13 protein-coding genes, 1 tRNA gene and 1 pseudogene are annotated in these 14,086 nt (G+C 36.8%); 14 read left to right on the top strand and 1 reads right to left on the bottom strand.

Features of this window, described 5'->3' with window-relative positions; genetic code table 11:
- Positions 1 to 68 precede the first annotated feature (68 nt).
- The 8 genes from galE (at position 69) to bcaP (ending at position 9,450) form a co-directional block, all read left to right on the top strand.
- Complete coding sequence (gene galE, locus HCB38_RS12675) at positions 69 to 1,052, top strand: UDP-glucose 4-epimerase GalE (protein WP_185638701.1); 984 nt, start codon at positions 69 to 71, stop codon at positions 1,050 to 1,052.
- 15 nt (positions 1,053 to 1,067) lie between these two features.
- Positions 1,068 to 2,129, top strand: a complete 1,062-nt coding sequence (locus HCB38_RS12680; RefSeq protein ID WP_185319881.1) for an aldose epimerase family protein — start codon at positions 1,068 to 1,070, stop codon at positions 2,127 to 2,129.
- Positions 2,130 to 2,170: 41 nt separating this feature from the next.
- Positions 2,171 to 3,901, top strand: a complete 1,731-nt coding sequence (locus HCB38_RS12685) for a phospho-sugar mutase (RefSeq protein WP_185619398.1) — start codon at positions 2,171 to 2,173, stop codon at positions 3,899 to 3,901.
- A gap of 108 nt (positions 3,902 to 4,009) precedes the next feature.
- A complete protein-coding gene (gene rapZ, locus HCB38_RS12690) occupies positions 4,010 to 4,885 on the top strand; it encodes an RNase adapter RapZ (RefSeq protein ID WP_185319879.1) in 876 nt (291 codons plus the stop codon).
- Position 4,886: 1 nt separating this feature from the next.
- Positions 4,887 to 5,855, top strand: a complete 969-nt coding sequence (gene mgfK / locus HCB38_RS12695; protein ID WP_185319878.1) for a gluconeogenesis morphogenetic factor MgfK — start codon at positions 4,887 to 4,889, stop codon at positions 5,853 to 5,855.
- Positions 5,856 to 5,862: 7 nt separating this feature from the next.
- The gene (gene whiA, locus HCB38_RS12700; protein ID WP_185319877.1) at positions 5,863 to 6,834 is read left to right on the top strand and encodes a DNA-binding protein WhiA; all 972 of its coding nucleotides are present in this window, start codon (positions 5,863 to 5,865) and stop codon (positions 6,832 to 6,834) included.
- A gap of 25 nt (positions 6,835 to 6,859) precedes the next feature.
- Positions 6,860 to 7,876 carry an NADPH dehydrogenase NamA gene (namA, locus tag HCB38_RS12705; RefSeq protein ID WP_185319876.1) on the top strand — a complete coding sequence of 339 codons (1,017 nt, stop codon included), beginning with the start codon at positions 6,860 to 6,862 and terminating at the stop codon, positions 7,874 to 7,876.
- A gap of 182 nt (positions 7,877 to 8,058) precedes the next feature.
- Positions 8,059 to 9,450, top strand: coding sequence for a branched-chain amino acid transporter BcaP (gene bcaP, locus HCB38_RS12710; protein WP_185608130.1), 1,392 nt, complete (start codon positions 8,059 to 8,061; stop codon positions 9,448 to 9,450).
- A gap of 44 nt (positions 9,451 to 9,494) precedes the next feature.
- Here the strand turns inward: bcaP and clpP are convergent, their stop codons facing one another.
- A complete protein-coding gene (clpP, locus tag HCB38_RS12715) occupies positions 9,495 to 10,091 on the bottom strand; it encodes an ATP-dependent Clp endopeptidase proteolytic subunit ClpP (protein ID WP_185319874.1) in 597 nt (198 codons plus the stop codon).
- 156 nt (positions 10,092 to 10,247) lie between these two features.
- On the opposite strand from clpP, the gene HCB38_RS12720 reads away from it, so the two are divergent.
- The 6 genes and pseudogenes from HCB38_RS12720 (at position 10,248) to HCB38_RS15115 (ending at position 13,908) form a co-directional block, all read left to right on the top strand.
- Complete coding sequence (locus HCB38_RS12720) at positions 10,248 to 11,684, top strand: lytic polysaccharide monooxygenase (protein WP_185638703.1); 1,437 nt, start codon at positions 10,248 to 10,250, stop codon at positions 11,682 to 11,684.
- 120 nt (positions 11,685 to 11,804) lie between these two features.
- Positions 11,805 to 11,876, top strand: a tRNA-Arg gene (locus tag HCB38_RS12725).
- Between the two features lie 402 nt (positions 11,877 to 12,278).
- On the top strand, positions 12,279 to 13,166 hold the full coding sequence (locus HCB38_RS12730; RefSeq protein WP_185638706.1) for a hypothetical protein: 888 nt from the start codon (positions 12,279 to 12,281) through the stop codon (positions 13,164 to 13,166).
- 10 nt (positions 13,167 to 13,176) lie between these two features.
- Positions 13,177 to 13,368: a hypothetical protein gene (locus tag HCB38_RS12735; RefSeq protein WP_185619406.1), complete on the top strand. Its 192-nt coding sequence runs from the start codon at positions 13,177 to 13,179 to the stop codon at positions 13,366 to 13,368.
- Positions 13,369 to 13,493: 125 nt separating this feature from the next.
- Positions 13,494 to 13,720, top strand: a pseudogene (locus HCB38_RS12740) (hypothetical protein).
- Complete coding sequence (locus tag HCB38_RS15115) at positions 13,717 to 13,908, top strand: hypothetical protein (protein WP_260484445.1); 192 nt, start codon at positions 13,717 to 13,719, stop codon at positions 13,906 to 13,908. Before HCB38_RS12740 ends, HCB38_RS15115 begins: the two are co-directional and overlap by 4 nt.
- The last annotated feature ends 178 nt before the right edge of the window (positions 13,909 to 14,086 follow it).

The following is a 14,086-nucleotide window of genomic DNA, read 5'->3' on the forward strand; positions in this document are numbered from 1 at the left end:
TTTTGCGTGACTACATAGTCCTGAGTAGTGTAAAATGAAATACAAAGACCAGTTAGGAGAGATAAATGATGAGCGTTGTCGTACTTGGCGGAGCGGGTTATATTGGCTCTCACGCAGTAGATGAATTGATTAATCGTGGCTATGAGGTAGTTGTGGTAGATAATCTAGGAACAGGCCATCAAGAATCTATTCACAAAAAAGCAAAATTTTATGAAGGTGATATCCGGGATAAAGTTTTTTTAAGCACTGTTTTTGAAAAAGAATCTATTGATAGTGTGGTTCATTTCGCCGCGAGCTCGCTTGTTGGTGAGTCAATGGAAGTTCCTTTAGAATATTTGAATAATAATGTTTACGGTACGCAAATCGTTTTAGAGGTGATGGAGCAATTTGCTGTGAAGCATATTGTCTTTTCTTCAAGCGCGGCTACATACGGCGAACCAGAACGTGTGCCAATTACGGAAGATATGCCAACAAACCCAGAAAGTACTTACGGCGATACAAAGCTAATGATGGAAAAAATGATGAAATGGTGCGATAAAGCGTACGGCATGAAATTTGTTGCATTACGTTATTTTAATGTAGCTGGTGCAAAAGCGGATGGCTCAATCGGGGAAGACCACAAACCAGAATCGCATCTAGTTCCAATTATTTTACAAGTTGCTCTTGGTCAACGAGAAAAACTAGCAATTTATGGGGATGATTATAATACACCTGATGGTACATGTATTCGTGATTACGTTCAAGTAGAGGATTTGATAGACGCGCATATTAAAGCGCTAGAATACCTAAAAAATGGGGGAGAAAGTAATATTTTCAACCTTGGTAGCAGTAATGGTTTTTCTGTGAAAGAAATGCTTGAAGCGGCTCGAAGTGTAACAGGAAAAGAAATTCCAGCTGAAGTGGTACCACGTCGTGCAGGAGATCCGGGGACTTTAATAGCTTCTAGCGATAAAGCGCATGAAATCCTTGGCTGGCAACCGACTTATACAGATGTGAAAGATATTATTGCGACTGCTTGGAAATGGCACGTGTCACATCCCAATGGCTATTAATAACTACGAAAGAATGTGGTTTATATCAAAGTAATAAAAGAACATTTCGGGTTGTTTGAAGAAAATGATGTGTGGCAGTGGACGCTGATAAATGATCACGGGATGAAAATGTGCGTTTTAAATTATGGTGCGATTGTTACTTCTATTGAAACGAAAGATAAATTTGGTGAATTTGCTAATATTAGTCTAGGCTTTTCGAATTTAGAGGATTATTTAGCCTATTCGCCATACTTTGGCGCAACACTTGGCCCAGTGGCTGGGCGTATTACCAAAGGACAATTTTCTTTGGATGGTAAGAAAATTCAATTAACGCAAAATGAAGGCGCTAACCATCGTCATGGAGGTAAACTTAATTTTAGTAAGAAGCTTTGGGATGTTTCAGTGGAAAAAGGTCTTGATCAAATTGTGATGACTTTTGAATACTGCTGGGTGAACGGGGAAAATGGCTATCCAGGAAATATCGACGCGAAAATGACTTATACGTTAAATAATAAAAATGAATGGCTGATTGATTACGAAGCGAAAAGCGATCAATCGACCATCTATAATCCGAGCAATCATATTTATTTTAATCTGAGTGGAGAAGTCGGTTCGACGATTTTACGGCATCAGCTTTGGATTAATAGTGACAGATTCCTGCCTATAGATGAGGAGTCCCTCCCAATTGGGGAAAAGCGCTCAGTGGAAAATATTATCTTTGATTTGCGTGCAGGTCGTGAAGTAGCGGAGATTACACAAAGTCAGGATCAGCAAGTAAAATTAGTTGGAGCGGGGCTGGATCATGCGTTTATTTTAAAACATGAAAATGGTCGTCCAGATGCAGTTTTGTTTGATCCAAAGTCAGGGCGGCGCTTGGAAATGGAAACCGAATCTGATGCGGTATTAGTATATACAGCAAATAGTTTAGACGGCTCTTTTGAGATGGATGGGCGAGCTGTACCAAAATATGCTGGCATAACAATGGAAACACAAGGTTTAGTGGATGCGATTAACCATGATGGATTTGGTGATATTGTACTTCGGCCAGAAAAGCCTTTTACATCTAGGACAGCTTTTCGTTTCACAGTGGAGAGCTGATAAATTTTAATTAAAGAGTTCTAAATGAAGGAGTGTAGAGAATGAATTGGCAAGAGGAATATCAAAAATGGGTTGCGAATGATAAATTAGATAGCACAATACGAACACAATTAACGGATATGGAAGCAAATGAAAAAGAACTTGAAGATAGTTTTTATCGTAATATGGAATTTGGAACGGCTGGAATGCGTGGTGTACTAGGTGCTGGAACCAACCGGATGAATATCTATACTATTCGTAAGGCGTCTTTAGGATTGGCGCAGTTTGTGGCGGAGAACGGTGAAGAGGCTAAGAAACGTGGGATAGTAATTGCGTATGATCCTCGACATATGTCACGCGAATTTGCTTTTGAATCGGCAGCGGTACTTGGACATCATGGTGTGAAAAGCTACGTTTTTGATGCACTTCGACCAACACCAGAACTTTCTTTTGCAGTACGTCATTTAAATGCATTTGGGGGGATTGTTATTACAGCAAGCCATAATCCGCCTGAATATAATGGCTACAAGATTTACGGAGAAGACGGCGGACAAATGCCTCCAACAGGTGCAAGTGCGGTAATTGATTACATAAATGCGGTAGAAGATATTTTTTCTGTAGAAGTGGCAAAGCAAGCTGACTTAATTGAAAATGGTTTACTTGAGGTGATTAGTGAAAAGGTAGACCGTCCATATTTAGAAAAATTAAAAGAGGTTATTGTAAATAAAGAGCTTGTTCAAGAACGTGGTGAGGATTTGAAAATTGTTTTCACCCCGCTTCATGGTACTGGTGGAATTCTCGGTGTTCCTGCGCTTGAGAGTGTTGGTTTTACGGATATTATTAAGGTAGAAGAGCAATTTGTAAATGATCCTGATTTTGGAACAGTAAAATCACCTAATCCTGAAAACAAAGAAGCATTTTCGCTCGCAATTGAATATGGCAAAAAACATGATGGTGATATATTAGTAGGAACTGATCCGGATGCTGACCGTTTGGGAGTTGCAGTACGGAATAATGACGGGGAATACGAAGTTTTATCTGGAAACCAAATTGGCGCGATTATTTTACATTATTTGTTAAAGCAAAAGAAAGCGCAAAATGAACTACCAGAAAATGCGGCTGTTTTAAAATCAATTGTAACAAGTAATCTTGGAACAGAAATCGCGAAAGACTTCGGCGTACAAATGATTGAAGTTTTAACAGGATTTAAATTTATCGCAGAACAAATCAAGCATTTTGAGGAAACTGGTAAGCATACTTTTGAATTTGGTTATGAAGAAAGTAATGGTTATATGGTTAAGCCATTTACGCGTGATAAAGATGCGATTCAGGCAGTTCTCGCGATTTCTGAGGTGGCCCTTGTGAGCAAAACGGAAGGGCGGACTTTGCTAGAAGAGTTAGAACAAATTTATGCTGAATTTGGTTATTATAAAGAAGATTTAGTTTCGCTTACTTTAAGTGGAAAAGATGGATCAGAGCGCATCAAAGAAATTACAAGTGGCTTTAGAGAGCAACTTCCTACTAGTATGGGCGGCTTCCGAATTGAGCGCGCGGAAGATTATTTAAGAAGTGAAACTACTTGGATTGAAACAGGTAAAACTGGAGAAATTCATTTACCAACAGCAGATGTAATTAAATGTTATTTTGAAGATGGTTCGTGGTTCTGCTTACGTCCATCAGGGACAGAACCAAAAATTAAATTCTACTTTAGTATTCGTGGTGAAAGTAAAGAAGAAAGTACAACAAAATTAGAAAAAGTAAAAGCTGATTTAATGCAACATATCGAGGCTTAAAAAAGAAAAATCCCGGAAACTCTATTTAGAGACTTTTCCGGGATTTTCTAGTGGGAAGTGTGCTAAAATAAAAGATAGATATTATTTGTGCGAAAGGATGAGGCAGAAATGGCTTCTAAACAATTAAAGTTAGTAATTATTACTGGGATGTCTGGGGCAGGAAAAACAGTTGCAATGCAGTCTTTAGAAGATCTCGGTTATTTTTGTGTAGATAATTTACCGCCAAGTTTACTTCCGAAATTTTGGGAGTTAATGAAAGAAAGCGATAAAATGGATAAAATCGCGCTCGTAATGGATCTTCGCGGTCGTGAGTTTTTTGATTCCATTGAACCAGCGCTAGATGAATTAGATAATACCAATTTTATAACAACGAAAATTCTCTTTTTAGAGGCTGATGATAAGGTGCTTGTTTCGCGTTATAAAGAAACACGCCGCCACCATCCACTGGAGCCTAATGGTTCTGTGCTTGATGGAATTAATGCTGAGCGTGAACTGCTTAGTGATTTAAAAGGGCGCTCACAGTTAGTCATTAATACTTCTAATATGGCGCCGCGTGAACTTAGAGAACGAATTAACAATGAATTTCAAACAGAAGACAAGGATGTTTTCAATGTCCAATTAATGTCTTTTGGGTTTAAATATGGCATTCCTATTGATGCAGATTTAGTATTTGATGTTCGTTTCTTACCAAATCCGCATTATATTGATAAGATGCGCCCGCTAACAGGGCTTGATGAAGATGTTTATGAGTACGTGATGAAATGGCCAGAAACAGGGGCCTTTTTAGATAAATTAGTTGATTTATTAATGTTTACTCTTCCTTTTTACAAACGAGAAGGAAAAACCCAGCTTGTGATTGCAATTGGATGTACGGGAGGACAGCATCGTTCTGTTGCTTTAACAGAATATGTTGGTAAAGCAATCCAGCAAAAATATGAAACAACGATTTCACACCGAGATATGAAACGTAGAAAGGAACGCTAATATGAGCAAAGAAACGAAGCCAAAAGTAGTCGTTATAGGCGGCGGAACAGGTCTCCCAGTCATTTTAAAAGGACTTAAGAAAAAAGAGATTCATTTAACAGCGATTGTTACAGTTGCTGATGATGGCGGTAGTTCTGGTAAAATTCGCGAACAAATGGACGTTCTTCCTCCTGGAGATATTCGTAACGTCATGCTTGCTTTATCTAATGTTGATCCGCGCGTAGTAGACTTGTTCCAATATCGTTTTGCTGTAGATGGTGATTTATCAGGTCATGTAATTGGTAACTTGATTTTGACGGCATTATCGCAACTTAATGATAGTTACGTTGATGCAATAAATGTTCTTGCTACTGTACTTAAAATTCGTGGTAAGGTCATTCCAGCAACCGACCAACCGCTTATTTTAAATGCAGAAATGGAAGATGGATCAATTGTTCACGGTGAGTCGCTTATTCCACTTCAAGGCAAACATATTAACCGAGTATTTATAGAACCCGAAAATGTAAAACCTTATCCAACAGCAGTAGAAGCAGTCAAAGAAGCCGATTTGATTGTTATTGGTCCTGGAAGCTTATATACAAGTATTTTACCTAATTTATTATTAGAAGAATTAGCTGAAGAAATTACAGCAAGTAAAGCCCAGAAAGTATACATTACGAACATTTTAACGCAAATTGGGGAAACAGACTTTTTCTCAGATGCGGATCATATCAAAGTCATTCACGAACATGTTGGTAAATCTTTTATCGATAAAACGTTGATTAACACTACAACTGTTCCAAAAGAATTACTATTTCCTGAAGATGTGGCGCAAGTGGAGCATAATGCGGAAGAAATGGAAAAACTTGGAGTAGAAGCTATTTATCAAGATTTTCTTTCTACAGAAGACGGACTTGTGCGTCATGCTGCTGATAAGGTGGCGGACGCGCTTTTAGCAATGTTACCTAATAAAATTAATGAAAAGGAGTGAGTAAGCCATGTCATTTGCATCGGAAACAAAGAAAGAATTAACCCATATGGACGTAAGTGATAGCGATGCAAAAGTGGAACTCGCAGCTTTTATTCGAATGAATGGCGCCATCTCGTTTTCGAATCAATTAGTTATAATGGACGTCCAAACGGAGAATGCAGCTATAGCTAGGCGAATGTACCAATTACTAAAAGATTTGTATGAAGTGCCAATTGAACTTTTAGTACGTCGCAAAATGAAACTTAAAAAAAATAATGTTTATATTGTGCGACTAAAGTCTGGCACGCGAGGGATTTTAGAGGATTTACGAATTCTTGAACCCCCAATGACGTTTACGAAGTCGATTGATAGGGGATTTGTTAAGAAGAGGAGCGCCAAACGTGCTTATTTACGTGGAGCCTTTTTGGCAAGTGGATCAGTTAATAACCCAGAAACTTCATCGTATCATTTAGAAATTTTTTCTGTTTATGAAGAACACAATGAGGCGATTTGTGCTTTAATGAATCAATTTGATCTCAATGCGCGAACACTTGAACGAAAAAACGGTTTTATTACCTATTTGAAAGAAGCAGAAAAAATTACGGAATTCTTAAGCATTATTGGTGCAACTAGTGCGCTTCTTCATTTTGAAGATGTTCGGATTATGCGTGATATGCGAAATTCGGTAAATAGGTTAGTTAACTGTGAAACAGCGAATCTCAATAAAACGATTAACGCTGCTGTAAGGCAAATTGATAATATTAAGTATATCCAGTCAACAGTTGGGCTGGAAGCTTTACCAGATCGGTTGCGCGAAATTGCCGAACTTCGGATTGCGAATGAAGATGTTACTTTAAAAGAGTTGGGTGAAATGCTAACAACTGGGCAGGTAAGTAAATCAGGCATTAACCATCGTCTTCGCAAACTGGATCAAATTGCCGAACGACTTAGAAGCGGTGAAACTCCAGCGCAAGTTGGGTTAAAAGTTAGCAATAGTTAATTAAAAGAAAAGGATGCGAATTAGAATGTCAAAATTATTTTCAGAATATAAATTAAAAGATGTAACGCTAAAAAACAGAATTGTTATGTCGCCAATGTGTATGTATTCAGTAGAAAATAAAGACGGGATTGCAACAGATTTTCATTTTGCGCATTACGTTTCAAGAGCAGCTGGCGGTACCGGGCTTGTGATATTAGAGGCTACTGCGGTTCAAGAAGTAGGTAGAATTTCTGAATTTGATTTAGGTTTATGGAATGACGAGCAAGTACCAGCTTTAAAACGGTTAGTAGATGGCCTTCATAACCACGGGGCAAAAGCAGGTATACAGTTAGCACACGCTGGTCGAAAAGCAGTTTTACCAGGTGAAATTGTGGCTCCTTCTGCAATTGCCTTTGACGAGAAATCTGCTAAACCTGTAGAACTTACGAAAGAAGCAATTAAAGAAGTGGTTGCTGATTTTAAACGGGCTGCGTACAGGGCTAAGGAAGCTGGTTTTGATGTAATCGAGCTTCACGCAGCGCACGGTTATTTAATTCATCAGTTCCTTTCCCCAATTACAAACCGTCGTGAAGATAATTACGGCGGGCCTGCTGGCAATCGTTATAAAATTTTAAGTGATATTATTAAGGCAGTAAAAGAAGTATGGGACGGACCGATTATTGTTCGAGTTTCCGCTACTGATTATGCACATGGGGGCTTGCAATTAGAAGACCATATTCCTTTTGCAAAATGGATGAAAGCAGATGGTGTAGAATTAATTGATGTGAGTACAGGTGGTTTAGTTAATGTAGCGCCACCAGTTTTCCCAGGTTATCAAGTACCATTTGCTGAGGGGATTCGTCGCGGAGCTGGCATTGCGACTGGAGCGCTTGGACTTATTACACGAGGTGAGCAAGCAGAGGAGATTTTATGCAACGAAAGAGCAGACTTAATTATCATCGGTCGAGAATTATTACGAAATCCTTATTTTGCCAAAGAGGCTGCTGAAACATTAGGTGAAACAATCGAAGCGCCGAAACAGTATTCGCGTGCTTGGAAATAAATTGCTGAAGCTTGAAGATTACAGATTGTGGTCTTCAAGCTTTTTTACATTTTAAATAAAGTTGTAGATATGAGGTATATTTTTTAGCGTGTTTATGGTAGTATGAATAATAGTTTTCTAGTTAGTTTAAAAATACACAAATAAATTAACTGAAAATTGGAATATAAGTAGGAGGGATTTTTATGACGAAAGTTAATTCTTTTTTCAGAAAAAAGAGTTTTCATAACCCAGCGACAGATAAACATCATTTAAACAAAACCTTAGGGGCATTTGATTTGACGATGCTTGGGGTTGGAGCGGTTGTTGGGGGAGGAATATTCATTCTTCCAGGGCAGGTAGCTTCTGTCATAGCAGGACCAGGAATTATTATTTCATTTATTATTGCAGGAATTGCTTGTTGTTTGGCAGCTCTTTGTTATTCGGAATTCGCTTCAAAATTGCCAGTTGCAGGTAGCGCTTATACATATAGTTATCACGTGTTTGGAGAAGGAATTGCATGGATTCTCGGTTGGTCGCTTATTTTGGAATATGGTCTTGCGGTTGCAGCGATTGCAAGTGGTTGGTCATCTTATATGAAGAGCTTATTAGCGGGCTTTGATTTACACATTCCAACAGTTATATCTTCTGCTTATAACCCAAGTGCAGGTACTTACTTTGATTTACTCGCTTTTGTAGTAGTTATGGTTATTGGTATTCTACTAAGTTTTGGAATTCGCGAATCTACGAGAGTAAATAATATAATGGTTTTAGTGAAAATTGCTGTTGTTGTCTTGTTTATTATCGTTGGTGCGTTTTATGTGAAGCCAGATAATTGGACGCCGTTTTTACCATTTGGAGTACAAGGGGTAATCACAGGAGCTTCTACTGTTTTCTTTGCTTATATTGGTTTTGACGCCGTATCTAGCGCAGCGGAAGAAGTGAAAAATCCGCAAAAAAATATGCCAATCGGGATTATCTCTTCTTTAGCAGTTTGTACATTACTTTATATTTTATTATCAGCAGTTTTAACTGGGGTGGTACCATACACTGATTTAGTTGGAGTTAGTGCACCAGTTGCTTTTGCACTTCAAGCTATTAATCAAAACTGGATTGCAGGTTTGCTTTCAGTTGGAGCTATTGTAGGAATGACAACCGTCGTACTTGTAATGTCTTATGGTGGAACAAGGTTATTGTTTGCAATGGGACGTGACGGCTTACTACCAAAATCTTTCTCAAAAATTAGCAAAAATGATACACCTGTTAGAAATACAATGATTTTTGCAACTGTGATGGGCTTAATTGCCTCTACAGTGCCAATGGAAGATTTAGCACAGTTAATTAATATCGGAACGCTATTTGCTTTTGCAATGGTTTCTGTTGGAATTTTCTTCTTACGTCGCAATCCAGAGCTTAATCAAAAAGGCTTTAAGACACCGTTTTATCCAGTAGTACCAGCACTTTCATTTTTACTTTGTGTATACTTAATGCTTAATCTATCTAAAACAACTTGGATTGCATTTGGCGTTTGGTTTGTACTAGGGATTATTGTTTATATGTTTTATGGAAGAAAACATTCTACGCTACGTTTAAAATAAGACAAAAAAAGTGGGCTTGATTTACAAGCCCACTTTTTTAATAATTAGCCTTTTAAGCCAGATTTGTTAACGATGATGTCATCAATTAAACCATAATCTTTTGCTTCTTGAGCAGTCATGAAATTATCACGATCTGTATCGCGAGCAATTACTTCATAAGTTTGCCCTGTTTTTTCAGCCATAATAGTATTCATACGTTCTTTGACTTTCAAAATGTGACGAGCAGCAATTTCGATTTCAGTTGCTTGACCTTGAGCACCGCCTAGTGGTTGGTGAATCAAAATTTCTGCATTCGGAAGAGCAAAACGTTTACCAGATGCACCAGCAGTTAGTAAAAATGATCCCATCGAAGCAGCCATACCCATACCGATAGTTTGTACGTCAGCTTTAACAAAATTCATCGTATCGTAAATGGCCATCCCAGCTGAAATACTTCCTCCTGGAGAGTTGATATATAAGAAAATATCTTTTTCAGGATCTTGAGCATCTAAGAATAATAATTGAGAAACAATGGAGTTAGCCACATTGTCATCAACTGCAGAGCCTAACATAATAATTCTGTCTTTTAATAAACGAGAATAAATGTCGTATGCGCGTTCACCGCGGCTAGTTTGTTCAATTACTGTTGGAATTAAGTTCATATCAGATTCCTCCTGTTAAATTGTAGATTTTAAATTAGCTTTGTTTATATCATACACGAATGGTCAAATTAGGTCAAATGATAAAGTTTGTAGCAAACTATTTTTAAAAAATTTAACAAAAAGGTATAATGAACTATATTGAAAGGAAGGTGCATCATGAATAAATTGTTAAAAGTCGGAATGTTTTTTGCTGTTGTTATATTATCTATCGTACTTTTCGAAACAAATGCATTTGCTCATGGATACATATCTAAACCAGCAAGCCGAGTATATTTAGCTAATCAAGGGGTTAATACGGGAGTTGGAGCAGCACAGTACGAGCCACAAAGCGTAGAAGCACCAAAAGGATTTCCAGCAAGTGGTCCTGCTGATGGCAAAATTGCAGGCGGAGGAAAATACTCACTGTTAGATGCACAAACACAAGATCGATGGGCAAAAGTAGATATAGAATCAGGCCCATTAACTGTAGAATGGACTTTAACAGCGCCACATAGAACAAGTAGTTGGGATTATTTTATTACCAAAAAAGGTTGGGACCCAAACAAGCCATTAACAAGAGCGGACTTTGAACCATTAGCAACAATTACAGCTGATGGTAGCGTACCTGATAAATTAACAAGACAAGAAATAACGATTCCAAATGATCGTTCTGGTTATTATGTTATTTTAGGTGTTTGGTCTATTGCGGATACTGGAAATGCATTTTACCAAGTTATCGACGCAAACATCATTAATTCTGATATTGAACCAATTGTAGACAATGAAGCACCTACTGAACCGACTAATTTAACAGGAACAACCACTGCTAAAAAAGTAAGTTTAACATGGACTGGTTCTAAGGATAATGTAGGAATTAAGGGATATGAAATTTTACGTGATGGAAAAGTAATCGGGGAAAGTCAAGTTGCCGTATACGAAGATACAACTGTAAAAGACAATACAAACTATACGTATACAGTGCGCGCAAAAGATTTTTCTGGTAATACATCATCACTTAGTAACAGCGCTAAATTAACAACAAAGGAAGCGCCAGCCGTTGATAACGAAGCTCCAACAGCACCAAAAGGTTTAATGTCACATGCACAATCAGACACTACTATTGCACTTTGTTGGCAAGCCTCAACGGATAATGTTGAAGTGAAAAATTATGAACTATATCGAAATAATACGAAAATCGCAACCACGACTTCCACGATGTTTGAAGATACAAAGTTAGCAAATGACACAAGCTATAGCTACAAAGTATACGCAGTTGATACATCTGGTAATCGTTCACGAGTAAGTAATGAAATCACTGCCAAAACTAAAACGCTAGACCCAATGAATACATGGAAAGTTGATCGAATTTATAATGCAGGCGATCAAATTTATTATAATGGGGTAGCTTACACAGCGAAATGGTGGACTAAAGGTAATGCACCAGATACGAGTGATGTATGGAAATCAAACAGCACCGAAATACCAGTTTGGAACGCCCAAAAAGCCTATAATGGTGGAGAAAAAGTTTCATACAACGGTAAAATCTACCAAGCAAAATGGTGGGTTCGAGGTGAAAAACCAGCTAGTTCTTCTATTTGGATAGCGGTAAATTAACTATTGAAGCCAGCGCATCATAAGGTGCGCTGGCTTCTTCATTCAAAATAAAGCTTGTAAAAACATACGAATTTCGTTATAATTGTTATTCGTACGGTAAATATTTTCTTTGTACATAAAGCCCTCGTGGTGCAACGGATAGCACGTAAGATTCCGGTTCTTAAAATGGGGGTTCGATTCCCTCCGAGGGCATAAGTTGAAGCGTTATAAACATTGGTAATACAATGTTTATAACGCTTTTTTGTTTTGTGAAGTTCAAATACATGCGAGTAAATCTCTAACGTCGGTACTAGAGTATGATGCTTCAATCTAAATGAAATTACTAGATACAAAAAACACCTATGGGATGATTATTACAAGCAGATTTATTATGAGTTAATAACTTTTAGGTTTTTTGAATAATAACTTGTATTGGGTAATAATTTGCGACTAAAAACACAATATTACACGAATTGTGTAATAAAAAATCTAAATAACTCTTATTTTTGGTCGTTCATGACAAGAATCGGGCGTTTCATTACATTTTTGGTTATACATTGAATTCTTATGGTAGGGTAATAGTGATCAATACAACTTGCAAAGGGAGATAGTGACATGAAAAAAATATTCGGAATATGTAGTATAGTAGGTATAACTTTACTTACAGTATTGGGACCGGTTTCTACTGTTACACAAGCGGAAGAAGCTACAAATAACCCTGAGACTAAAGTAGAGATTTTAGAGCTTTCAGGGAAAGAATTAAAGGAACAAATTAAAAATGAAAAGGAACTAATAAATGAAGCAAAAACTAATCCAGAAAATGTAAAGGAAATAGTAGTAGAATACTTGGAAAGTGAAAATAATGTTGTTGGAAATAAGTTGCAAGAAGAAGAGTTAAATCCTGAAGACGCGGTGCTAGTAACTAATAGCGGGGAAGCTTTAGATAACGAATATAAAATTGATAATGAAACTAGTATTTCATTTAATGGGGCTGGGGTTGAAGTAGTTCAAGTAGAAGAAAGTGAAGAAAGAGATGCTACTGGAGCTGAAGACGCTAATCTGATTGAAGAAGAAACGAATGAAAATCTTTTTTCAAGTATTTCAAATAATGTGAAGTCATTTGTTTTTGGAAAAGAAGTTCTTGCGGCAAGTTCTAAAACTAAATCAGCTAGCCATTCTAGAACGGCTTATTCATGGTTAGGACCAAAACTATTTACTGCTAAAATTGCTGCAAAATTTACTTATAATGGATCAAAAGTGACTGCACAAACAACTGAAAATTACATCAAGAAATCATTTACGGGTGGTATGTGGAGTTGTTACGACAAGAAAAATGGTGTTCAAAAACCAAGCAGCAAGAAGAGGGTTGTGTATCAACAAGGTATGTGTAGCTGGGGACTAGCTGTAAAAGGATATGGCTGGACTGTACAAGAAAAATATGTAAGAGTAAATGTAGAGTGCAATCAGAATGGTACGATTTCAAAATCAAGTGTACTTAAATAGGAGGTTTAACATGAAAAAATTTATTCTTATAGAATCTATTCTTTTTCTAGTAATATTTTCTGTCTTACTGGTTCAAGCTACAGAAATGAGCATACAAATGCTTATTGGAGTTCTACTTATGACAGTTGTAATAAACGGCTTTATTCTTTTTATAGCTTGGATTATTAAGGTGATACGAGCGGGAATACAATCAACTAGATAATAGTGTTCAAACATAAAAAGCATGCTAAACAGCATGCTTTTTATGCTTGAGAAAAGAAAGTAAATTGTATTATCTCTTGATTATAGGAACGCTTGTTCTTATAATGTTTTCAAGAGGTGACGAAAATGTATAATTTAATGGATGATATTTTAGAACATTCAATAGTGTTAGCAGAAGGAATGAAGCGCTATTGATTAATAGAAGTACTGTTTTTAAAGAATAATCATCATGTGCGTGCGATACAAGTATGGTTTTAGACTATGAAAAACATATTGTGCAGCTTGAAAGATTTGACGAACGAATAATTGACATTAATATAGAAGATATTGTTTTCTGCGAGGTTATGACATGAGAGTATATAGCTTTAATAATTTTAAATATATTTGTTACGTCGAAGGAAAAAGAATAGGTGTTGAAAAAATCTTTTCTGAACTACTTGAAACAAATGAATTAAAATCATTTTATAAAAACCTTGAGAAAAAACATCTTGATATAAATACTATTTATAATGAATATTTACTACAATGCAAAAATAAATAACATTTACAAACACATAAAATGTTTGTGACGAAATTTGTGGCAAGCGTATCCTGAATGGCTATATATCAACATATATTAATCCCTCCGAGAGCATAAAAAACATCTCACATTTGGCGAAAGCTCATTTGTAAGATGTTTTTATTTTTTAAACTTCCCATATAGAAATGATAGTTAGAAG

Origin of the sequence: Listeria farberi (assembly GCF_014229295.1) — a bacterium.
In the GTDB taxonomy this organism is placed as follows: domain Bacteria; phylum Bacillota; class Bacilli; order Lactobacillales; family Listeriaceae; genus Listeria; species Listeria farberi.

Excerpts from the sequence above, each read along its gene's own strand:
- HCB38_RS15115 (WP_260484445.1), top strand. The coding sequence starts at position 13,717 with ATGAGAGTATATAGCTTTAATAATTTTAAATATATTTGTTACGTCGAA.
- HCB38_RS12685 (WP_185619398.1), top strand. The coding sequence starts at position 2,171 with ATGAATTGGCAAGAGGAATATCAAAAATGGGTTGCGAATGATAAATTA.
- HCB38_RS12730 (WP_185638706.1), top strand. The coding sequence starts at position 12,279 with ATGAAAAAAATATTCGGAATATGTAGTATAGTAGGTATAACTTTACTT.
- HCB38_RS12720 (WP_185638703.1), top strand. The coding sequence starts at position 10,248 with ATGAATAAATTGTTAAAAGTCGGAATGTTTTTTGCTGTTGTTATATTA.
- bcaP (WP_185608130.1), top strand. The coding sequence starts at position 8,059 with ATGACGAAAGTTAATTCTTTTTTCAGAAAAAAGAGTTTTCATAACCCA.
- clpP (WP_185319874.1), bottom strand. The coding sequence starts at position 10,091 with ATGAACTTAATTCCAACAGTAATTGAACAAACTAGCCGCGGTGAACGC.
- namA (WP_185319876.1), top strand. The coding sequence starts at position 6,860 with ATGTCAAAATTATTTTCAGAATATAAATTAAAAGATGTAACGCTAAAA.
- mgfK (WP_185319878.1), top strand. The coding sequence starts at position 4,887 with ATGAGCAAAGAAACGAAGCCAAAAGTAGTCGTTATAGGCGGCGGAACA.
- rapZ (WP_185319879.1), top strand. The coding sequence starts at position 4,010 with ATGGCTTCTAAACAATTAAAGTTAGTAATTATTACTGGGATGTCTGGG.
- galE (WP_185638701.1), top strand. The coding sequence starts at position 69 with ATGAGCGTTGTCGTACTTGGCGGAGCGGGTTATATTGGCTCTCACGCA.
- whiA (WP_185319877.1), top strand. The coding sequence starts at position 5,863 with ATGTCATTTGCATCGGAAACAAAGAAAGAATTAACCCATATGGACGTA.
- HCB38_RS12735 (WP_185619406.1), top strand. The coding sequence starts at position 13,177 with ATGAAAAAATTTATTCTTATAGAATCTATTCTTTTTCTAGTAATATTT.